This is a genomic window from Pseudazoarcus sp. NS36, from assembly GCF_059703705.1.
The window spans coordinates 163,002-182,624 of the sequence record NZ_BAAKJA010000002.1; the positions used below are offsets into that span (position 1 = coordinate 163,002).

The window sequence follows — 19,623 nt, forward strand, 5'->3', positions numbered from 1 at the left end:
GCGCCATGGAAAGACTGCAGTACGACATCCCCTCGCAAGCCGCTGCGCAACAAGGCGCACCGGTACTGGTCGGCGTCACGGCGTCCGGCAACTGCGAGATTCTCGTCGAATCGGGGGCCGACACCGGCCACTGCCGCATTGCCATCAACACCTCGGCCATCGGCTTCGCGCCGATCTGGCAGGCCGTGCTGCGCGACTTCGGCGAACGCCACGCCGCCGGCGGTCTGGCCATCGAGATCAACGACGTCGGCGCCACCCCGGCGGTGGTCAGCCTGCGCCTGGATCAGGCCCTCGAAGCCTGGGAAGAAGGTCATGCATAAGAGCTACTCCGAAGCCTCCGCCCGAGAACGCGTGCTCGGCATCCTCGATGCCGGCAGCTTCCAGGAATTCGTACCGCCGTCCGAACGCGCCTCCAGCCCGCATCTGGCCCAGCTCGACCAGCCGGTGGCCTTCGACGACGGCCTGATTGCCGGCCGCGGCACGCTGGACGGCAAGCCCGTGTTGATCGCCGCACAGGAAGGCCTGTTCTTAGGAGGCGCAGTGGGCGAGGTACATGGCGCCAAGCTGGTCGGCCTGATCCGCCGCGCGGTGGCCGAGAAGCCGGCTGCCGTGCTGATCCTGTTCGACTCCGGTGGCGTGCGCCTGCACGAGGCCAACGCCGGGCTGATCGCGGTATCCGAGATCCTGCGTGCAATCTGCGCGGCGCGCGTCGAAGGCGTGCGCTTCGTCGGCCTGGTGGGCGGTTCGGCCGGTTGCTTCGGAGGCACCGGACTGGTCGCGCGCTGCTGCGACGCCATCGCCATGTCCGAGGAAGGGCGGCTGGCCATGTCCGGCCCCGAGGTGATCGAAACCGTACACGGCGTCGAGGAGTTCGACGCCCGCGACCGCGCGCTGGTGTGGCGCGTCACCGGCGGCAAGCACCGCTATCTGCTGGGCGACGCGAACCGCATCTGCGAAGACGACGTCGCCGATTTCCGCGCCGCGGCCATCGCGCTGAGCGACGGCCCCGCCGGCCTCACGCTGGAAGACGTCGAAGCCGAACACGCCCGGCTCGCCGCACGCTGGGAAGCCTTTTCCGACTGCGACGACGGGCTGGATGTCTGGCGCCGCCTCGGCGTTGCGCAACCCGAAAACGTCTCGATGCTCGACACCGCAGACTTCGTGGCCATGGCCGACGCCACCACCGGGAGGGCCCTGCCATGACACGCAACGAATTGCTGGAGGCCTTTTTCAGTGACGCGGGCTGGACGCCGCGCACGCTCGACGACCACTATTTCGACGGCCGCGCCCGCATCGGTGACGAGACCGTCACCATCATCGGCACCTCGGAACGCGCCGAAGTCGGCGTCGACCTTTGCCTGCGCATGGCCGCCGCCGTGCTGGAAACCGTGCGCAAGCATCCGGGAGAAGCCATCGTCTTCTTCCTCGACACGCAAGGCCAGCGCCTGCGCCGCCGCGACGAACTGCTCGGTCTCAACGGCTACATGGCGCATCTGGCCAAGTGCTGCGAGATCGCGCGTCGCAAGGGCCACCCGCTGTTGTCCGTGGTGTATGGCGAAGCCGTGTCCGGCGGCTACCTCACCACCGGCATGATGGCTGACGCCTGCTACGCCGTGTCCGGCGCCGAGATCAAGGTCATGAACCTGCCCGCCATGGCGCGCATCACCAAGGTGCCGCTGGAAAAGCTGCAGTCGCTCGCCAAGGATTCTCCGGTGTTCTCGCCTGGCGTCGACAACTACCTGCGCATGGGCCACCTGCGCGCCGTGTGGAGCAGCGACTACGCTGCCCGCCTGGCCGAAGCGCTGGCCGACCTGCGCGCCGCACCCGACTTCAACGACCCCCGCATGCAGCTCGGGCTGGAGCGCGGCGGGCGACTCGCCGCAGCGCCATTGGCCAACCGCGTCGCCCATGGCTGACCTAGCGCCTGCCCGGCACGATCTGATCTGGCTCGAAGCCGACGCGCCTGCGCATGCCCGTGCCATGCCCGGCTGCGCCGCGGCGCTGACCGATGCCGGCGCGCGCCTGTCGGAATGGACCGCCGCCGGCCGGCCCTTGGTGCTGTCGCGCCAGCCGCGCGAACTGCCCCCCGGCCGCACCCTGCTCGGGCTGCCGCTGCCCCCTTCGGCCGGCAAGCACCGCATCGCCTTCGAGGTGCCGAATTCGCGCATCGCACGTCGTGCGCCACCACCACCGCTGCGCGCCATTACTTCCCTGCTGCCAACGCATTGGCAGTCAACGCTGCAGGCGCTCAACGGCCACGTGGACATTGCTGCCACCAGCCCGCGCGCCTATGGCTCGGCCGCCATGCAGGCCGTCACCGGCATCCCCTGCCTGGGGGAGGATTCCGATCTTGACCTGCTGCTGACGCCAACCAGCCGCGCCGCAGCTGAGCGCGCACTCGACGCGCTTGGCGGCCTCGTCGCCCGTGGCACCTGCCCTGCGCTGGATGGCGAAATGATCGACCGTCGCGGCCGCGCCGCCAGCTGGCGCGAGCTGCTGGTCGGCACCCGCCAGATCCTGTTCAAGCACCTTGACCATGTCGGCATGACCACGCGCGAGGACTTTCTCGCCGGCTGCGAGGCGGAAGGCGCATGAACTTCGCACAGCAGATCGACAACGCCGCGTGGAATGCGCTGATCTTCGAGCTGACACTGGCACCCAAGCCCGGCCTGGTCACGCCGTTCTCGAACGGCAGCCATGCCGACATGGATCACCGCCACTTCAGCGCCAGCATCGAAGCGCTGTCCGGCTTTTTCGGCGACTGCGCACGCCTTGCCGCAGCCGGCGCCGACCTGTTCACGTTGCAGTTGCGCGGCAGGCAGGCCGAGAGCGCGATGTTCAGCGCCACCCGGGGCGTCAACACGCACAAAGGCGCGGTGTTCACGCTCGGCCTGCTGGCTGCCGCGGCCGGCGTACAGCAGGCCCGCGGTGAACTGCTGCCCGACCAGCTCGGCAACGTCGTGGCCGAAGAATGGGGCAACGCCCTGCTCGACGCAGCCGACCACGCGCCGGCCGACACCCACGGCGTGCATGTGCGCCGCAATCTGGGCCTGCCCGGCGCCCGCGAACAGGCCGCGAACGGCTTTCCGGTGCTGTTCGAAACCACCCTGCCGGCGCTGCGCGGAGCGCGCCGACGCCTCGGCAAGGATCCGCGCGCACTGCTGCACGCCCTGATCGCCACCATGGCTGTGCTGCCCGACACCAATCTCGCCCACCGCGGCGGGCGCAGCGGGCTGGAGTGGGCACAGTACGCCGCCGCCGATTTCATCACCCGCGGCAGCGTCTTCAATGCCAGCGGACAACGCCGCCTCCAGGTCCTGTGCGGCGCATTCGAGCGCCGCTGGCTGAGCCCCGGCGGCAGCGCCGACCTGCTGGCCGCAGCCCTGTTCGTCGACGGCATTTCGGCGGGCTGCCCGCTTGCGCAGCGCAGCGAGGCAATCACTGCATGAGTCTGTGCTGGCTATGCCCCGGACAGGGAAGCCAGACGCCCGACATGCTGGCGCAACTGGCGGATGACGATCTCGCCGCGCCGGTGCTGGCCAGACTGTCGCGCCATGTCGCACCCGATACGCTCTCGCTCGCACAAGACCCCGAACACTGCTTCGACAACCGCCACGCCCAGCCGCTGATCGTGCTGTATGGCTTGAGCGTGGCCGAAACCCTGCGGGCAGCCGGCATCACGCCGGGCGTGGTGGCCGGCTACAGCGTCGGCGAACTGACCGCCCACGGCGCCGCACACGGACTCACCGCGCCGGACACGCTGGCGCTGGCACGCCAGCGCGCCGCCTGCATGGATGCGGCCACCCCGCCCGAGCACGGCCTGCTCGCAGTACGCGGCGTCGCACTCGAATCGCTGCGCCAGCAGGCTGAAGCCGCCGGCGCCCGCCTGTCGATCACCAACTCCGCCGACCACGCCGTGCTGGCCGGGCCGCGCAGCGTACTCGATGCTCTGGCCGCCCGATTGACCGCCAGTGGCGCGCATGTCGTGCCGCTGGCCGTGCACGTGCCGGCGCATTCGCACTGGCTCGAAGCCGCTGTAGCGCCATTTCGCGCGGCCCTGCAAGCCGCCACCTGGCACCTTCATGATGCGCCCGTGCCAAGCTGCATCGACGGGCGTGCCGTGAGTTCGGGCCGCACGGCCGTCGAAGCCCTGTCCCGCCAGCTTGCCGAGCCGCTGGACTGGGCGCGCGTGCTCGATGTCACGCGCGAACTCGGCGCCACGGTTTTCTTCGAACTCGGACCGGGCGACAGCCTGACCCGCATGGTGCGCGAGCACCATCCGGACCTCGAGGCGCGCGCGCTGTCCGAATTCGCCACGCTGCGCGGAGCGGCCGCCTGGCTGGCCCGCGCCACACGATGAACACGGGCGGCGCAACCGCCCGGCAACCCGGAGACACACCATGACCCAGGCAAGAATCGTCCAGATCACCGAAGCCGGCGCACCGGAAGTGATGAAGCTCGTCACCGTCGACTTGCCCGCCCCGGCGGCCAACGAGGTGCTGCTGCGCCAGACCGCCATCGGCTTCAACTTCATCGACACTTACCAGCGCAGCGGCTACTACCCTGTGCCGATGCCGGGCGGACTGGGGCACGAAGCTGCCGGCGTGATCGAAGCCGTCGGAGCCGACGTTAAGGACCTCCAGGTCGGCGACCGCGTGGCCTACATGAACGCCGGCCTGGGCGCCTACGCCAGCCACCGCAACGTCGCCGCCGACAAGCTGGTGAAACTGCCGGATGAGGTGTCGGACGAGCAGGCGGCCACGCTGATCTTCAAGGGCATGACCGCACAGTACCTGGTGCGCCGCACGCACAAGGTGCAGCCCGGCGACATCGTGCTGGTGCATGCCGCCGCCGGCGGCGTGGGCCAGATCCTGTCGCGCTGGGCCAAGGCACTGGGCGCCACCGTGATCGGCACCGCCGGCTCACCGGCCAAGTGCCAGGCCGCACTGGCAGCCGGTTGCGACGCAGCCATCGACTACTCCCAACCGGACTGGGTACAGCAGGTCATCGACGCCACCGGTGGCAAGAAGGCACGCGTGGTGTATGACTCGGTGGCCAAGACCACCTTCCTCGGCTCGCTCGACTGCGCCGCGCCTTTCGGGCTGGTGGTGCTGTATGGCGCGGCCTCCGGCCCGGCCCCGGACATCCACCCCGAAATCCTCAACAAGAAGGGCTGCCTGTTCCTCACGCGCCCGTCAGTGTTCCCGCACAACGCCAATCCGCAGATCTTCCGCGAGAACGCACGTGAGCTGATGGACGCCATCGTCTCCGGCACCGTGTCGGCGCCCATCGGTGCCCGCTTCACGCTCGACGACATCGTTGCCGCCCATCACGCCGCCGAGGCTCGCAGCTACAGCGGTGCAATGGTGATCACGGCGTGACTTCTGCACCTCGCACGCCCCATTTCGGAGCGTAGACTGAAGATATTCAGCAGGCGGCCGTTAAGTCAGTCAAGGAGTGCGCCGGCCAGCAGGCCGGTGCCCATTCCAGCCATCGTTGGAGTCTCATGATGAAAATGCTGCTCGCCCCCGGAATTGCGCTGTGCAACCAACTGGGTCACGGTCAGAAGTACGGACTGATTTCAGCGCTGCTACTGCTCCCGATTGCCATCCTTGGCTACGAGATCGTGCAGGACAACGGCACGCTCTGGCTCAATGTCGCAGCGCTGGCCACCACGCTGATCGCGCTCTATCTGCTCGCCGCACTGGCGCACACGCAAGGCGAGACCGCGCAGGCGTTCTCGACCGCCATCGCCCGCTTCGCCAAGGGCGACCTGTCGGCCCGCGTCAAGCTCGAAGGACGCGACGAAATGGCGCGCGTGGCCAAGTCGTTCAACGACATGGGCAAGGAGATCAAGCGCATGATCGCGCGCGTCTCCGGCCACGCCGAAGAAGTGGCCGAGGCCGCCAGCAAGCTCTCTCACCGCAGCGCCGAAGTGCGCTCCGGCAGCCATCAGCAGAGTGACGCCACGACCAGCGTGGCCGCCGCCATGCAGGAGATGACGCAAAGCGTCGCGCAGGTTTCCGGCCACGCCGGCGACACCGAGGCCGCCTCGGAAACCGCCTGTCGCCTGTCCGAAGAAGGCGAACGCGTGGTGCGCGAGGCCTCCACCGAAATGGAGCACATCGCCGAGGCCTTCAGTCGCTCCGCTGAACAGATCAGGGAACTGGGCGGTCGCACCGACGAGATCAGCAAGATCGTGCAGGTCATCCGGGACATTGCCGACCAGACCAACCTGCTCGCGCTCAACGCCGCCATCGAGGCTGCGCGCGCCGGCGAACAGGGCCGTGGCTTCGCCGTGGTAGCCGACGAGGTGCGCAAGCTGGCCGAGCGCACCGGCAACGCCACCGCCGAAATCGGCGAGATGATCGGTGTCATCCAGGGCAGCACGCAGTCGGTGGTGTCGGGCATGGAAACCGGCGTCAGCCAGGTCTCGCATGGCGTCGAACTGGCCTCGAAGGCCGGCGACTCCCTGTCGCACATCAACAAGGGCGCGCATGAGACCCTGCGCATGGTGCGCGACATCGCCGCTGCGGTGAAGGAACAGAGCACCGTCTCCAGCGACATCTCGGAGAGCGTGGAGCGCATCTCCAGCATGCTGCAAAGCGGCAGCGTGGCGGTTGATCACATGTCCGGCGAGGCCGACCACCTCGACACCGTCGCCGCCAGCCTCAAGGACGCCATCAGCCGCTTCTCCGGCGGCACCGCCAACGAGGCGTCGCAACTCGTCGAGCGCGCCGCCGCGCTCTACACCAACCGCGGCCAGCAGGCGGCCTTTGAGGCCTTCTGCGACCCACATGGCGAGTTCGTGCAGCGCGACCTCTACATCTTCGTGTACGACATGGACGGCGTGGTGCGCGCCCACGGTGGCAACCCCACGCTGATCGGCAACAACATGCGCGAAGCCAAGGACGCCAAGGGCGCCGCCTTCATCCAGGACCGCATCCGCATCGCGCAGACCGCCGGCAGCGGCTGGCAGGACTACATGTTCAAGAACCCCGAAACCGACGAGATCGAAGCCAAGACGTCCTTCATCCGGCGTGTGGATAACTTCATCTTTGGCTGCGGCGTGTACAAGTAGGACCGACCACGGCGTATGCACGGATGACGGCCCGGACGCACCGGGCCGTTTTTTTGGGCTTGAACACCCGGGTAGTCACGCTCAACAGTTTCACGAATCGTGCACCGCAGCGTATCCTCACAAAGGCGGGCTCCCGGCTGCAAAACGGCCCGGGGCGGACTTCTGGAGAGTGCTGCATGTCGATCGACTGGAAAAGCTACGACCCTTCACCGTTCTACGACGAGCTGATTGCCGGGCGGGGCAAGCCGCGAGCCGCAGGCAAGATGCTGACCGACTACCTCGCCGGACTTGGCGCGGAAGAAATCCAGGCACGCAAGCGGGCCGCAGAGCTGGCCATCATCGAGATGGGCATCAGCTTCACGGTGTATAGCGAGGGCGAGAACATCGACCGCGCCTGGCCCTTCGACATCATTCCGCGGGTGATTCCGCGCAAGGAATGGCGCCAGATCGAGGCCGGGCTGACGCAACGTCTGACGGCGCTGAACCTGTTCATCCAGGATCTGTACAACGAACAGCGCATCGTGCGCGACAAGGTGCTGCCGGAGTACGTGCTGGCGCAGTCCAAGAATTTCCGCGAACAGTGCCGCGGCTTCACACCTCCGCTGGGCGTGTGGGCGCACATCTGCGGCTCGGACCTGGTGCGCGACGGTGACGGCACGGTATATGTGCTGGAAGACAACCTGCGTGTGCCGTCGGGCGTGTCCTACATGATCGAGAACCGCCACGTCACCAAGCGCGTGTTCCCGGAACTGTTCGAGAACACGTCCATCCTGCCGGTGGACGAGTACCCGGCGCAGCTCTTCGACATGCTCGCCGCGCTCTCGCCGCGCCCGCAGGACTACCCCAACGTGGCGGTGCTGACGCCGGGCATCTTCAACTCGGCCTATTTCGAGCACTCGTATCTGGCCCAGCGCATGGGCGCGCAGCTGGTCGAAGGGGCCGACCTCGAAGTCGGTGACGATGACTGTGTGTACATGCGCACCATCGGCGGGCTGGAGCGGGTGGACGTGATCTACCGCCGCATCGACGATGAGTTCATCGACCCCGAAGCCTTCAAGCCAGATTCCATGCTCGGTGTGCGCGGGCTGATGCGCGCCTGGCGGGCCGGCAATGTGGCCATTGCGAATGCGCCTGGCGCTGGCGTGGCCGACGACAAGGTGATGTACGCCTTCGTGCCAGCGATGATCAAGTACTACCTCGACCAGGATCCGATCATTCCCAACGTGCCGACCTATCTGTGCGTGGACAAGAAGGACCGCGAGCATGTCATCGCCAACCTCGAACATCTGGTGGTCAAGCCGGCCAACGAGTCGGGCGGCTACGGCATGCTGGTCGGGCCGCACTCGACCAAGAAACAGCGTACCGAATTTGCCCGTCTGATCCGCAAGGATCCGCGCAACTACATCGCCCAGCCCACGCTGGCGCTGTCGGTGGCGCCGACGCTGTGCGACGAGGGCCTGGCGCCGCGCCACATCGACCTGCGCCCCTTCATCCTGCAGGGCGTGCGTACGGACGTGACGCCGGGCGGACTGACGCGTGTGGCGATGAAGCGCGGCTCGCTGGTGGTTAACTCCTCCCAGGGCGGCGGCAGCAAGGACACCTGGATCGTGGACGAGGACAACTGAAATGCTTTCAAGGGTTGCAGAACGTCTCTACTGGATGGCGCGCTACATCGAGCGCGCCGAGAACACCTCGCGCATGGTCATGGCCTTCAACACGCTGTCGCTGGACATGCCCAAATCAGTCGAGCTGTCGTGGAAGGAACTGGTCGCCGTGACCGGCATGGACGCGCTGTTCGAAGAGCGCTACCAGCGCGAGGACGACCGCAACTGCGTTAAATTCCTGATCGCCGACGCATGGAACCCCGGCTCCATCCTGAGCACGCTGCGCAGCGCCCGCGAGAACGTCCGTACCACGCGCGACCTGGTGCCGACCGAAGGCTGGGAGATCGTCAACGAGCTCTACCTGTTCGCGCGTGACAACGCCGACCAGGGCGTGAGCAAGCGCGGCCGGCACGAATTCCTGTCGGACATCGTGCAGCGCTGCCAGACGCTCAACGGTCTGATGGCCGGCTGCATGAGTCACGATGCGGCCTACGACTTCATCCGCCTGGGCTACAACGTCGAGCGCGCCGACATGGCCACGCGCCAGATCGACGTCGGCGCGTTGCGGCTGCTGGCTCGCGAAAGCGACGAGGCCGAACCCTACGAGGGCCTGCTGTGGACCAGCATCCTGCGGTCGCAAAGCGCATTCCAGATGTACCGCCAGCACGTCAAACGGCGCGTCAATGGTGGAGACGTGGTGCGCTATCTGCTGCAGGACGCGGATTTCCCGCGCTCGGTCGCGCATGCGCTGTCGCGCTGCGAGAACGCGCTGGGCCGCCTGCCCAACAACGAACTGCCGCTGCGCATGGCCATCGAGGCACGGCGCCATGCACTGGACGCCGACGTGCCCAAACTGATCGCCGACAACGCCCTGCACGGCTTCATGGACCGCGTGCAGCTGGAGGTCGGCGAGCTGCACGAATCCGTCGCCAGCTGCTGGTTCCCGCGCGACACGGCATGACCCGCTGAGCCCCATGCCAACCGGCCTGATCGACACCTACCCTTTCGCCACCGACCGCTACGACGAGATGCTCGCCGCTGCGGGAGCACCGCGCCCGCACTGGGACGCCTTCGCGCGTCGCATCGAGGGCCTGCCCTCGCAGGCCATGCGTCAGCGCGCGGCCTTCGTCGCCGACGCCATCGCCGCGGACGGCGTCACCTACAACGTCTATGCCGATCCGGAAGGCACCCGCCGCCCGTGGGAGCTGGACATGCTGCCGCTGGTCATCAGCGCCGCCGAATGGCGCAACCTGTCGGCGGCGGTGGCGCAGCGCGCCCAATTGCTCGACCGCGTACTGGCCGACCTCTACGGCCCGCAGACGCTGCTCTCCGAAGGTCTGCTGCCGCCTGCGCTGGTGTTCGGTCAGCACGGCTACAAATGGCCCTGCCACGGCATCAAGCCGGTCGGCGGTCACTATCTGCACTTCTACGCGGTGGATCTCACGCGCGCGCCCGACGGCGGCTGGTGGGTGATCGCCGACCGCACCCAAGGCCCATCCGGCGCCGGTTACGCGCTGCAGAACCGCATCGTGGTGTCGCAAGCCTTCCCGGACGCCTTCCGCAAGCTGCGCGTGCACAAGCTTGCCGCCTTCTTCCGCGCCATGCAGGACGGCATGGCGCGCATGGCCCCGACCGACGGCGAAGCACCACTGTGCGTACTGCTGACGCCCGGCCCCTACAACGAAACCTATTTCGAGCACGCCTTCCTCGCGCGCTACCTCGGCTTCCCGCTGGTTGAAGGCCAAGACCTGACGGTGCGCGACGACACCGTGTACCTCAAGACGCTGCGTGGCCTGCGCCGTGTGCACGCGGTACTGCGCCGGCTGGACGACGATTTCTGCGACCCACTCGAACTGCGCGCCGACTCTGCGCTGGGCGTGCCCGGCCTGCTCGGCGCCGTGCGCGCCGGACGCGTGCTGGTGGCCAATGCGCTGGGCAGCGGCGTGCTCGAAAGCGCGGCGCTGTTCGGCTTCCTGCCGGGCATTGCCGAGCGCCTGCTGGGCGAGAAGCTGGCCATTCCGTCGGTCGCCAGTTGGTGGTGCGGCGAGACGCCGGCCATGGAGCACGTGCTGTCCAAGCTGGACGACCTCGTGATCAAGCCGGCCTACCCCGACATGGGGCGCGAGCCAGTGTTCGGCCACACCCTCAAGGGACAGGCGCTGCAGGACATGGTCGACAGCATCGTGGCCCAGCCGCACGCCTACGTTGCACAGGAATGGGTGCGTCTGTCACAGGCGCCGGTATGGTCGTCCGACGCACAGGGTGACCGGCTGCTGTCACGCTCGGTCGGTCTGCGCATGTTCGCCGCGGCCACGCCGGACGGCTACGTAGTGATGCCCGGTGCGCTCACGCGCGTGGCCCCCGAAGCCGGCGTGGAAGTGATCTCGATGCAGCGCGGCGGCATGTCGAAAGACACCTGGGTGCAGTCCGAAGGTCCGGTGCCGCGCGGCAGCCTGCTCAAGAAGCGGCTGGGCATGATCGACCTGATGGTGACCGGCACCGAAGTGCCCTCGCGCGTCGGCGAAAACCTGTTCTGGATGGGCCGCCACTCCGAACGCAGCGAGGCCTCCGCACGTGTGCTGCGCACGGTGCTCACACGCGTGGCCACCGGCACCGACGAGATCGACGAAGAGACCGCCGGCCTGCTCGCCGCCGCCGAGGATCTCGGCGTACTGGCCATCACCACCGAACCGGATACCGATCTCGAGGAGCGCCTGCTCTCGGCCGTCTCCAACTACGATCAGCCCGGCTCCATCGCCGCCAACCTGCGCGCGCTGGGCCTCAACACCAACCACGTGCGCGAGCGGCTCTCGTCGGACAACTGGCACGTCCTGAACCGCCTCGAAAACGCCCTGCACCCGCGTCCGGCCACGCTCGACCGGGCGCTCGGCGCACTCGACCAGGTGATGCTCGACAGCATCTCGCTGGCCGGCTTCGCCATGGACGACATGACGCGCGACGAAGGCTGGCGCTTCCTCATCCTGGGCCGTCGCATCGAGCGCCTGGCCGCGCTGTCCAAGCTGGTCAGGTCGGTGTTGCTGACGCCGGCCCAGGATCGCGAGCGCATGCTCGACTGGCTGCTCGAAGCCTGCAACTCCATCGTCACCTACCGCGCACGCTATCGCCGCGTGCCCGAGCTGCTGCCGGTGGTGCACCTGCTGGTGTTCGACCCCACCAACCCGCACTCCGTGGTGTTCCAGGCGCAGGCGCTGATGCGTTACCTGACGCTCGCCTCGCAGGAGCTGGGGCATACCGTGCCGCCGCACATCGGCGAGCTCGAACGCCGCCTCGCGCGTTTCGACCTAACCGCCTTCGAGGCCGAGGAATGCGACCCGGCCTGCGCACGCCTGGCCACCCTGCTCGGCGACGCCTGGGACACTGCGCAAGCACTGAGTGACGACGTGCACAACCGCTTCTTCATCCACACCGTACATCGCTCCCGGCTCAGGAGCGCGACATGAGCAGCGCGCGCTACCACGTGCTGCACGACACGCGTTACGGCTACGAACAGCCGGTGCGCGAGTCGCACCAGTTGCTGCGCATGCAACCGCGCGAACTGCCCTGGCAGCACTGCGCCGCCCACCGGCTGCGTATCGACCCCGAGCCCACGCGCAGCCAGGCCTTCCAGGACAGCTTCGGCAACCGCATCCTGGCCATGCATTTCGAAGGCGCTCACGACGCACTGAGCGTGCGCAGCGAATCGTGGATCGAACTGCAGCCACGCATCATGCCGCTGCTGGAGAACTCCCCCGCCTGGGACCTCGCACGCGAATCCCTGCGCTACAAGGCCGGCGCGCGCATGCCCGCCGTCTTGCTGGAGGCCTCGGCCTTCCTCTTCGAGTCCGCCGACGTGCGCCTCAAGCGCAGCTTCGCCGAATATGCCGCGCCCAGCTTTCCGCCCGGTCGCCCGCTGCTGGCCGCCTGCGACGACCTGATGCGGCGCATCTTCGACGAATTCACCTTCGACCCCGAGGCCACCGACGTCAGTACGCCGGTAATCGAGGTGTTCGAGACACGCCGCGGCGTGTGCCAGGATTTCGCGCACTTCATGATCTCCTGCCTGCGCTCGCTGGGGCTGGCCGCGCGCTACGTCTCGGGCTATCTGCTGACACGCCCGCCACCGGGACGCAAACGCCTGATCGGGGCGGATGCCACGCACGCCTGGGTGTCGGTCTTCGTACCGGACATGGGCTGGTTCGATTTCGATCCGACCAATGCCGTGTGGGCTGATCTCGAGCACATCACCATCGGCTGGGGGCGCGACTTCAGCGACATCTCGCCGCTGCGCGGCGTGATTCTCGGCGGTGGTTCGCACGCGCCCGAGATCTCCGTCACCGTCGTGCCGGAAGAAGAGTTTTCGGAGCTTTACGAAGCCGCCGCACTGCCGGGGCTCGACTTGCCACCGGGGCGCGGCTAGTCTTGTGCGCCCCCGCACATCCGGCGCGCGAACTTGCGGCGCCGGAAGTTGCCTGAGCGGGTTCGATCTCACACAGGAATCCGTAATGCCCACGCCCGCACTCACCCGCTACCGCCTCGCGGCCCTGTTGCTGCTCACCTCCTGTAGCCTGCATGCGTCGGCGCCACCGACGCAGGAGGCCGCCCCGATCTACATCGACACCACCCCCGCGCTCGACGTCGACTACGTCCCGACCCCGATGCCGACGGTGCGCAAGATGCTTGAAATGGCAGGCGCCGGACCGGAAGACCACCTCGTCGACCTTGGTTCGGGCGACGGCCGCATCCTCGTCACCGCCGCACGCAAGTTCGGCGTGCGCAGCGCGCTGGGCATCGAACTCGACCCGTGGCTGGTCGAGTACGCCCGCGCCGAAGCCATGGAAGCCGGCGTCTCGGACCGCGTGAAGTTCGTGCAGGCCGACCTCTTCGAGACCGACTTCGCCAACGCCGACGTCGTCACCATGTACCTGCTGCCGCAACTCAATCTGCGTCTGCGTCCCTACATGCTCACACGACTGTCACCTGGTACGCGTATCGTGTCGCACAGCTTCGACATGGGCGAATGGCAGCCGGACCTCAGAGCGGAGATGTACAAGAAGCCGGTGTTCATGTGGGTTGTCCCGGCGCAGGTAGCCGGCACCTGGGAGGTCGAACTCAACCGCGAAGGTCCGCCCATCGTGCTGACCCTGCGGCAGGAGTTCCAGCACCTCGAAGGCAGCGCCAGCCTCGACGGCAAGGCCGTGCAACTCGACGAGCTGACACTGAACGGACGCGACATCCGCTTCCGCATCGGCGACGAGGTCTTCGAAGGCCGTGTCGATGGACGCACCATGCAATCCACCGGCACGCTGCCGTGGTTTGCAATGAACCGCTGAACCAGCACACAAGGACGCCGCACATGAAGGACTGCCGGATCATTGCACTGAGCTCCCAGAAGGGCGGATCGGGCAAGACCACGGTGGCCATGCAACTGGCCGCCGGGCTGGCCCGGCGCGGCCTGCGCGTCAGCGTGGCCGACCTCGATCCGCAGGAAAGCGCCTCGCGCTGGAGCGAGTCGGCCAGCGCCGACGCCCCCTTCCCCGCAGCGGTGATGCGTCCGCAGGGTGAGGCCAATGAGCTCAAGCGCGAACTGCGCCCGCAAGCCAAAGCCAGCGACGTGCTGATCCTCGACTGCCCGCCGTCGATCGAGAACCCCTTCACGCTCGCTGCGCTCGACCTCGCCCGTTTCGCCATCGTGCCGGTGGTGCCCAGCCCGACCGATCTGTGGTCCACCCGCGCCATCGAGCGGCTGATCCTCGAGCGTCACGGCAAGCTCTCGGGCGCCCTGCTGCCCAACCGCGTCACACGCACCGCGCTGTGCGACGATGTACTCGCCGTCATGCAGGACTTCGAACTCCCCGTGCTCGATGCCGCCCTGTCGCAGCGCAGCGCCTATGCGCTGTCGGCGGTACGCGGCAGTTCCGTGTTTGCCCTCGGCCGCTCGGCCCTCGCCGCCCGCGAGGAAGTCGAGCGACTCGTCGCCGCTGTTCTTACCCATCTGGAGAAATAAGCATGGCCACGTCCCGCAGCACGAACCGCAACGCACTGCGCGCCAGCCTCAAGCAGGAAGACGCCGCACTGGAACAGCGCCTGCCCGCCAGCCGCAACCCCCGCCGCGCCACTGCAAAGCCCGCGGCCACGCCTGCAGCCAAGCCCGCCGCGAAACCGCCCGCGAAGCCCGCAACACCCCGGACAAGCGCCTCAAAGACCCCGGCGAAACCTGCAGCCAAACCGGCCCCGGCCAAGCCCGCCGCCCGCCCGGTGGCGAGCAAGACCACCGCAAGTCCGGCGCGCAAGCCCGCCGCTTCCCGCCCGGCCGGCGTCAAGGCCCCCGCAGCGAAACCGGCCGCGGCAAAAACACCTGCAAAACCGGCAACCAAGCCGCCAGCCAAACCCGCGACGAAGCCCGCAGCCGCCCCGCGCCCGACTGCGGCAAAGAAACCCGCGCCCGCCAAGCCCGCCGCGCCGGCGACGCGCAGCCGCCCGACCTCCGGCGCGCGAGCCCAGCCCGGCAACAACACAGCGGTGGCCATACCGAAAGCCGAGCCAGTGAAGGCCGGCAAGATCGTGCGCGACTCGTTCTCGATTCCGGTGCAGGAGCAAAAGGGCCTGAAGGCCCTGCGTCAGGCACTGGAGAAAGCCGGCCGCAAAGCCAGCAAGTCAGAAGTGCTGCGCGCCGGGCTGGCACTGCTGGCGACCCGTCCGATCGCCGAAATTGCCGCTACGCTCGACGGCCTGCCCAAGGTCAGCAAGGGCGGCAGCAAGAAAAAGAAGAAAGGCTGAGCGCGCTCAGGCGGGGCGGGCACGCACATACAGCGTCCCGCCACGATCCTCGCACTGGAAAATGTCGGTGCGCGCGCGCACCAGATCACTCAGTTTGCGAAAGCCGTACAGGCGTGAATCGAAGTCCGGCTGCAGCTTGTTGAGATAGCTGCCGAAGGCGCCCAGCCCGGCCCAGCCGGAATCGTCACCGGCCTTGTCCAGCGCTTCCAACACGAAAGCGCGCGGGAAATCCTGCGCGGCCGGCTCCTCCACCGGAGCCGGTGCCGGCACGGTTTTCGGCGTGGCCTTGCCGGCCGGCTTCTTCGCCGGTTTGGCAGGCGCTGCAGGCTCGGCCGGTTTGGCGCTGACCGGGCGCAGCACCTCGGTGAACAAGAAGCGATGACAGGCGTTGCGGAAGGCCTCCGGCGTCTTCTTCTCGCCGAAGCCGAACACCATCAGCCCTTCCTCCCGGATGCGCAGCGCAAGCCCGGTGAAATCGCTGTCACTCGACACCAGGCAGAAACCGTCGAAACGCCGCGTGTACAGCAGATCCATGGCGTCGATGATGAGCGTGCTGTCGGTGGCGTTCTTGCCGGTGGTGTAGGCAAACTGCTGCACCGGCTTGATGGCGTGGCGGTTGAGCACCTTCTTCCAGCCGGCGCTGTTCGACGAGGTGAAGTCGCCGTAAATGCGCTTCACCGTGGCCTCACCGAAGCGCGCGATCTCGGCCAGCAGACCCTCGATCACGGCCGCCTGCGCGTTGTCGGCGTCGATCAGCACCGCCAGACGCAGGGCGGAATCGTCGGCCTCGAACTTGTCGCTGCGCTTGCCATTGCTCATCGTCATCACCTCAGGTGTTGTAAGCGATCAGTACGCCATCGGAAGCCTCTGCACGCAGCGGCAGCAGGGCCTGGTACGCCGGGGAATCGTGCCAGGCATGCACCGCCGCCTGATCCGGAAAGCGCAGCACCACCACATCGGTGTGCGGGTGTGCGCCCGCCAGCACCGTATCCACCGTGCCGCGAAACACCACCTCGCCGCCATGCGGCGCCAGCGTAGCTGGCACCAGCGACTTGTACTCGGCCCACTTTTGCGGGTGCTTGATGGTGATGTGGCCGATCATGTAAGCCTCGCTCATGCTGCGCTCCTGCGTGGTCCAGTGTGCGGAAACTCTAGCCGATCTCGAACGATGTGATGCCGAAGATGCGCTCGATGGGCAACTCGGGCGCCGGGCCGGTGTACATGCGGGCGGTTTCGAAGCTCAGCTTCATGTCATGCCGCTCGGCCAGCGCCACTGCAGCTGGATTGGTTTCCGGCACATCGAGGTAGTAGGCGTCGCCTGCCGGCACCTGCGCGATCAGCGCAGCAAACAAGGCTTCGGCCAGTTCCGGTCGCTCGGCACACAGCGGCGCAATCTTCCAGCCCTTGCGGCAGGGGCGGATCACGCCGTGGCCGGCCAGCCGGCCCTGTTCGACCAGACCCAGCGCAGTCGCGCCAGGCTGTTCGATCCAGCGACGCTGGAAGGCCGGGCGCTCGGCCGGAAAGAAGGCACGATCCCAGGCGGCGTAGTCGTCAAACGGCAGCGCCGACAGCGGCACGATGCGTGCATCCGGCGCTGCGGCTGCGCCGTCACTGAAACCCTCGAAACGCATGTTGCGCCAGGCCAGCCGGAAGCCTGATTTGCGATAGTTGTCCTGCTGCGCCACGACACCATCAAGCGCCACGTTGCAGCCCTGCAGCCGCGCCATGCCGGCCTGCCAGAGCGTCCAGCCATGGCCCCGCCCGCGCCAGTCCGGATGCACGATGTAGAAGCCGAGGAAACCGAAGTTGCCATAGCGCACGACCGAAATCGTGGCCACCGGCACGCCGTCGACACGTCCGATCAGGAAGCCCTGCGAGTCGGCCGTGAAATAGCTGTCGCCGTCGTGCAGGCCGGGGTTCCAGCCCTCCTGCGCAGCCCAGTCGATGGCGATGTCGAGCTCTTCGCGCGACATCGTGCTGATGATGAGTTGATCCGCCATGCACTCCTCGTCGGTTCTGCCGGGTGTAAACAGAACCGACGATAACGGATTTCGCCGCGCATGGCCCAACCCGCTCAGGCTGCGTGCGCGAGCGAACGACAGATTGCGTCGATATGGCGGTGGTCCGTGCCGCAGCACCCGCCGACGACCGCCAGCCGCGGCAGGCTGCGGCGCAGCGCGCGGTATTGCCGACCCAGCTCTTCGGGGTTGCCGTCATCCAGCACCGTGCATGCATCGAGTTCGGCATGGCTCTGGCGCGAGGCATTGGCCCGGATGCCGCGCACCCGCTCCGTCAGAAGCGGCGCGTCGAGCACATGGGCAAAGTGTTCCGGGTGCGCGCAGTTGAGCATGTAATAGGCGGCATGGGCACCGGTCGCGTCATCACAGTGGCGGATCGCATCAGCCAGCGTCTCACCCGAGGGCAGACGGCCGTCGGTCTCGACGGTGAAGGAGATCGCGACCGGCATGGCATGCTCACGCGCGGCTTCGACAATGCCGACCGCCTCCTCGACATAGTTCATCGTGAAAGCGGCCACCATGTCCGCCGCAGAGGCCGCAAAACCGGCCACCTGCGCAGCGTGGTAGTCGTGCGCTTCGGCTGCCGTCATGCGCAGCCCCGGCACATAGCCATCGCCGCGCGGGCCGAGATTGCCGCTGATGACTACGCGCGTGCATGCGCTCTCATGCTCGGCGCGAATCTCTTCGAGCAGCGCCACCGCCTTGCGGTTGGCTTCGGCCAGCGCCGCCGGCCCGTAGCCCAGGCGCGCGCCCCAGTCGGAATTGGCGCGCCAGGTAGCAGTTTCGAGCACGATGCCGACGCCATGCGCGCGCGCCAGCGCCGCATAGCGCGCATAGTAACGGCGCAGGGTGTCGCAGCCCGCCTCGTCCTTGAGCAGGTCGAAGGCGGCAAAAGCCGGCAAATCAAGGCCTTCATGGAAGACCAGCGTGGTCTCCAGCCCGCCATCGGCAATGAAGGTGTCGTACAGTTGCGGCAGGTTCTTGCGGTAGCGGCTCATCATGGGTCTCCGTTGTCGTGCCTTTCCGGGGCATGACAGAGCGTAGGCCGCACGCACAACGCATTCGAGGGCCAATCCGGCAACAAAGTGGACGATTCGGCCATGAGCACTCCGGTATCCGTCGCCATCCTCGCCTTTCCCGAAACCTCGGCCTCGGTGGTGTACTCGATGTACGACCTGTTCATGTCCGCCGGGCACGACTGGGGCGTAATCGTCGATGGCCAACCGGGCGAGCACGCCATGCGCCCGAAGATCGTTGCGCGGGGCACCGCACCGGTCACGGTGTGCAACGGCATCCAGATCACAGCGCACGCCGCCATGGCCGACACCCCGCCGCCCGACATCGTGTGCGTGCCGGAGGTCAATGTCGTACCGGGCGAGATCCTGACCGGACGCTTCGACGAGGAAATCGAGTGGATCCGGCTCTGCTACCAGGCCGGGTCGATCATTGCCAACTCCTGCTCCGGCGCCATGCTGCTGGCTGAGGCCGGCCTACTCGACGGTCACGACGCCACCACCCACTGGGCCTGGTGCGACGTGCTGCGCGAACGTCACCCGGCGGTGCGAGTGCACCCACAGCGCACGCTGGTGGTGTCGGGCGACGGCCACCGTCTGATCATGGCCGGCGGCGGCACCTCGTGGCTGGATGTGGCGCTGTATCTGATCGCCCGCACGGTGGATGTGGAAACCGCAATGCGCGTGGCGCGCATCCACCTGATTGACTGGCACAGCATCGGTCAGCAACCGTTTGCACGACTGGCACGCTCACGACAGGTGGACGACGCGGCCATCGCGCGCTGCCAGACATGGATCGCCGAACACTACGGCGACCACGCGCCGGTGGCCGCCATGGTGCAGTTGTCCGGCCTGCCGGAACGCTCGTTCAAGCGCCGCTTCCGCGAGGCCACCGGCATGTCGCCGCTCGAATACGTGCACACCCTGCGCATCGAGGAAGCCAAGCACATGCTCGAAACCGGCGACGCGCCGGTGGAGGACGTGGCCGCCGAAGTCGGCTATGAAGACCCCGGCTTCTTCAGCCGCCTGTTCCGACGGCAGGTACGGCTCACGCCGGCGCAATACCGCAGGCGCTTCGGCGCAGTGCGCCGGGCGCTGCAGTTCCCGCACGGGCCGGACGCCTGACGGCG

The 19,623-nt window shown here is 67.5% G+C and carries 20 protein-coding genes; 16 read left to right on the top strand and 4 right to left on the bottom strand.

What is annotated here, in order from left to right; genetic code table 11:
- Positions 1-5: 5 nt before the first annotated feature.
- From mdcC to AC6H0R_RS03935, 15 genes are all read left to right on the top strand, one after another.
- The gene (mdcC, locus tag AC6H0R_RS03865) at positions 6-320 is read left to right on the top strand and encodes a malonate decarboxylase acyl carrier protein (protein WP_497580023.1); all 315 of its coding nucleotides are present in this window, start codon (positions 6-8) and stop codon (positions 318-320) included.
- Positions 313-1,203: a biotin-independent malonate decarboxylase subunit beta gene (locus AC6H0R_RS03870; RefSeq protein WP_497580024.1), complete on the top strand. Its 891-nt coding sequence runs from the start codon at positions 313-315 to the stop codon at positions 1,201-1,203. The genes mdcC and AC6H0R_RS03870 overlap by 8 nt, the downstream gene beginning before the upstream one ends.
- Positions 1,200-1,916: a biotin-independent malonate decarboxylase subunit gamma gene (locus AC6H0R_RS03875; RefSeq protein ID WP_497580025.1), complete on the top strand. Its 717-nt coding sequence runs from the start codon at positions 1,200-1,202 to the stop codon at positions 1,914-1,916. The genes AC6H0R_RS03870 and AC6H0R_RS03875 overlap by 4 nt, the downstream gene beginning before the upstream one ends.
- Positions 1,909-2,595 carry a malonate decarboxylase holo-[acyl-carrier-protein] synthase gene (mdcG, locus tag AC6H0R_RS03880; protein WP_497580026.1) on the top strand — a complete coding sequence of 229 codons (687 nt, stop codon included), beginning with the start codon at positions 1,909-1,911 and terminating at the stop codon, positions 2,593-2,595. Before AC6H0R_RS03875 ends, mdcG begins: the two co-directional genes overlap by 8 nt.
- The gene (locus tag AC6H0R_RS03885; RefSeq protein ID WP_497580027.1) at positions 2,592-3,449 is read left to right on the top strand and encodes a triphosphoribosyl-dephospho-CoA synthase; all 858 of its coding nucleotides are present in this window, start codon (positions 2,592-2,594) and stop codon (positions 3,447-3,449) included. The genes mdcG and AC6H0R_RS03885 overlap by 4 nt, the downstream gene beginning before the upstream one ends.
- Entirely contained in the window at positions 3,446-4,360 is a 915-nt protein-coding gene (locus tag AC6H0R_RS03890) for an ACP S-malonyltransferase (RefSeq protein ID WP_497580028.1), read from the top strand. Before AC6H0R_RS03885 ends, AC6H0R_RS03890 begins: the two co-directional genes overlap by 4 nt.
- A 40-nt stretch (positions 4,361-4,400) precedes the next feature.
- Entirely contained in the window at positions 4,401-5,381 is a 981-nt protein-coding gene (locus tag AC6H0R_RS03895) for a quinone oxidoreductase family protein (RefSeq protein WP_497580029.1), read from the top strand.
- A 128-nt stretch (positions 5,382-5,509) separates the two neighbouring features.
- Positions 5,510-7,081 carry a methyl-accepting chemotaxis protein gene (locus tag AC6H0R_RS03900; protein ID WP_497580030.1) on the top strand — a complete coding sequence of 524 codons (1,572 nt, stop codon included), beginning with the start codon at positions 5,510-5,512 and terminating at the stop codon, positions 7,079-7,081.
- Between the two features lie 176 nt (positions 7,082-7,257).
- Positions 7,258-8,706, top strand: coding sequence for a circularly permuted type 2 ATP-grasp protein (locus AC6H0R_RS03905; RefSeq protein ID WP_497580031.1), 1,449 nt, complete (start codon positions 7,258-7,260; stop codon positions 8,704-8,706).
- Position 8,707: 1 nt separating this feature from the next.
- Complete coding sequence (locus AC6H0R_RS03910) at positions 8,708-9,646, top strand: alpha-E domain-containing protein (RefSeq protein ID WP_497580032.1); 939 nt, start codon at positions 8,708-8,710, stop codon at positions 9,644-9,646.
- A gap of 13 nt (positions 9,647-9,659) precedes the next feature.
- Positions 9,660-12,146 (top strand): circularly permuted type 2 ATP-grasp protein, encoded by a 2,487-nt coding sequence (locus tag AC6H0R_RS03915; protein ID WP_497580033.1) that lies wholly within the window; start codon positions 9,660-9,662, stop codon positions 12,144-12,146.
- Complete coding sequence (locus tag AC6H0R_RS03920) at positions 12,143-13,102, top strand: transglutaminase family protein (RefSeq protein WP_497580034.1); 960 nt, start codon at positions 12,143-12,145, stop codon at positions 13,100-13,102. Before AC6H0R_RS03915 ends, AC6H0R_RS03920 begins: the two co-directional genes overlap by 4 nt.
- 85 nt (positions 13,103-13,187) lie before the next feature.
- Complete coding sequence (locus AC6H0R_RS03925; protein WP_497580035.1) at positions 13,188-14,015, top strand: SAM-dependent methyltransferase; 828 nt, start codon at positions 13,188-13,190, stop codon at positions 14,013-14,015.
- Between the two features lie 23 nt (positions 14,016-14,038).
- Complete coding sequence (locus tag AC6H0R_RS03930; protein ID WP_497580036.1) at positions 14,039-14,689, top strand: AAA family ATPase; 651 nt, start codon at positions 14,039-14,041, stop codon at positions 14,687-14,689.
- A gap of 2 nt (positions 14,690-14,691) precedes the next feature.
- Positions 14,692-15,462: a hypothetical protein gene (locus tag AC6H0R_RS03935; protein ID WP_497580037.1), complete on the top strand. Its 771-nt coding sequence runs from the start codon at positions 14,692-14,694 to the stop codon at positions 15,460-15,462.
- 6 nt (positions 15,463-15,468) lie between these two features.
- Here the strand turns inward: AC6H0R_RS03935 and AC6H0R_RS03940 are convergent, their stop codons facing one another.
- The 4 genes from AC6H0R_RS03940 to AC6H0R_RS03955 all read right to left on the bottom strand — a co-directional run bounded on the left by AC6H0R_RS03940 (position 15,469) and on the right by AC6H0R_RS03955 (position 18,478).
- Positions 15,469-16,281: an NYN domain-containing protein gene (locus AC6H0R_RS03940; RefSeq protein WP_497580038.1), complete on the bottom strand. Its 813-nt coding sequence runs from the start codon at positions 16,279-16,281 to the stop codon at positions 15,469-15,471.
- Between the two features lie 10 nt (positions 16,282-16,291).
- Positions 16,292-16,579, bottom strand: coding sequence for a DUF1330 domain-containing protein (locus AC6H0R_RS03945; protein WP_497580039.1), 288 nt, complete (start codon positions 16,577-16,579; stop codon positions 16,292-16,294).
- Positions 16,580-16,613: 34 nt separating this feature from the next.
- Complete coding sequence (locus tag AC6H0R_RS03950) at positions 16,614-17,462, bottom strand: GNAT family N-acetyltransferase (RefSeq protein WP_497580040.1); 849 nt, start codon at positions 17,460-17,462, stop codon at positions 16,614-16,616.
- 74 nt (positions 17,463-17,536) lie between these two features.
- On the bottom strand, positions 17,537-18,478 hold the full coding sequence (locus tag AC6H0R_RS03955; protein ID WP_497580041.1) for a homocysteine S-methyltransferase family protein: 942 nt from the start codon (positions 18,476-18,478) through the stop codon (positions 17,537-17,539).
- A 102-nt stretch (positions 18,479-18,580) separates the two neighbouring features.
- On the opposite strand from AC6H0R_RS03955, the gene AC6H0R_RS03960 reads away from it, so the two are divergent.
- Positions 18,581-19,618: a GlxA family transcriptional regulator gene (locus AC6H0R_RS03960; protein ID WP_497580042.1), complete on the top strand. Its 1,038-nt coding sequence runs from the start codon at positions 18,581-18,583 to the stop codon at positions 19,616-19,618.
- The last annotated feature ends 5 nt before the right edge of the window (positions 19,619-19,623 follow it).

What these genes read in the sequence shown, in the direction of transcription:
- AC6H0R_RS03905 (WP_497580031.1), top strand. Translation starts at nt 7,258, where the DNA reads ATGTCGATCGACTGGAAAAGCTACGACCCTTCACCGTTCTACGACGAG.
- AC6H0R_RS03900 (WP_497580030.1), top strand. Translation starts at nt 5,510, where the DNA reads ATGAAAATGCTGCTCGCCCCCGGAATTGCGCTGTGCAACCAACTGGGT.
- AC6H0R_RS03935 (WP_497580037.1), top strand. Translation starts at nt 14,692, where the DNA reads ATGGCCACGTCCCGCAGCACGAACCGCAACGCACTGCGCGCCAGCCTC.
- AC6H0R_RS03960 (WP_497580042.1), top strand. Translation starts at nt 18,581, where the DNA reads ATGAGCACTCCGGTATCCGTCGCCATCCTCGCCTTTCCCGAAACCTCG.
- AC6H0R_RS03950 (WP_497580040.1), bottom strand. Translation starts at nt 17,462, where the DNA reads ATGGCGGATCAACTCATCATCAGCACGATGTCGCGCGAAGAGCTCGAC.
- AC6H0R_RS03920 (WP_497580034.1), top strand. Translation starts at nt 12,143, where the DNA reads ATGAGCAGCGCGCGCTACCACGTGCTGCACGACACGCGTTACGGCTAC.
- AC6H0R_RS03930 (WP_497580036.1), top strand. Translation starts at nt 14,039, where the DNA reads ATGAAGGACTGCCGGATCATTGCACTGAGCTCCCAGAAGGGCGGATCG.
- mdcG (WP_497580026.1), top strand. Translation starts at nt 1,909, where the DNA reads ATGGCTGACCTAGCGCCTGCCCGGCACGATCTGATCTGGCTCGAAGCC.
- AC6H0R_RS03945 (WP_497580039.1), bottom strand. Translation starts at nt 16,579, where the DNA reads ATGAGCGAGGCTTACATGATCGGCCACATCACCATCAAGCACCCGCAA.
- AC6H0R_RS03870 (WP_497580024.1), top strand. Translation starts at nt 313, where the DNA reads ATGCATAAGAGCTACTCCGAAGCCTCCGCCCGAGAACGCGTGCTCGGC.
- AC6H0R_RS03955 (WP_497580041.1), bottom strand. Translation starts at nt 18,478, where the DNA reads ATGAGCCGCTACCGCAAGAACCTGCCGCAACTGTACGACACCTTCATT.
- AC6H0R_RS03915 (WP_497580033.1), top strand. Translation starts at nt 9,660, where the DNA reads ATGCCAACCGGCCTGATCGACACCTACCCTTTCGCCACCGACCGCTAC.
- AC6H0R_RS03910 (WP_497580032.1), top strand. Translation starts at nt 8,708, where the DNA reads ATGCTTTCAAGGGTTGCAGAACGTCTCTACTGGATGGCGCGCTACATC.
- AC6H0R_RS03925 (WP_497580035.1), top strand. Translation starts at nt 13,188, where the DNA reads ATGCCCACGCCCGCACTCACCCGCTACCGCCTCGCGGCCCTGTTGCTG.
- mdcC (WP_497580023.1), top strand. Translation starts at nt 6, where the DNA reads ATGGAAAGACTGCAGTACGACATCCCCTCGCAAGCCGCTGCGCAACAA.
- AC6H0R_RS03890 (WP_497580028.1), top strand. Translation starts at nt 3,446, where the DNA reads ATGAGTCTGTGCTGGCTATGCCCCGGACAGGGAAGCCAGACGCCCGAC.
- AC6H0R_RS03940 (WP_497580038.1), bottom strand. Translation starts at nt 16,281, where the DNA reads ATGAGCAATGGCAAGCGCAGCGACAAGTTCGAGGCCGACGATTCCGCC.
- AC6H0R_RS03875 (WP_497580025.1), top strand. Translation starts at nt 1,200, where the DNA reads ATGACACGCAACGAATTGCTGGAGGCCTTTTTCAGTGACGCGGGCTGG.
- AC6H0R_RS03885 (WP_497580027.1), top strand. Translation starts at nt 2,592, where the DNA reads ATGAACTTCGCACAGCAGATCGACAACGCCGCGTGGAATGCGCTGATC.
- AC6H0R_RS03895 (WP_497580029.1), top strand. Translation starts at nt 4,401, where the DNA reads ATGACCCAGGCAAGAATCGTCCAGATCACCGAAGCCGGCGCACCGGAA.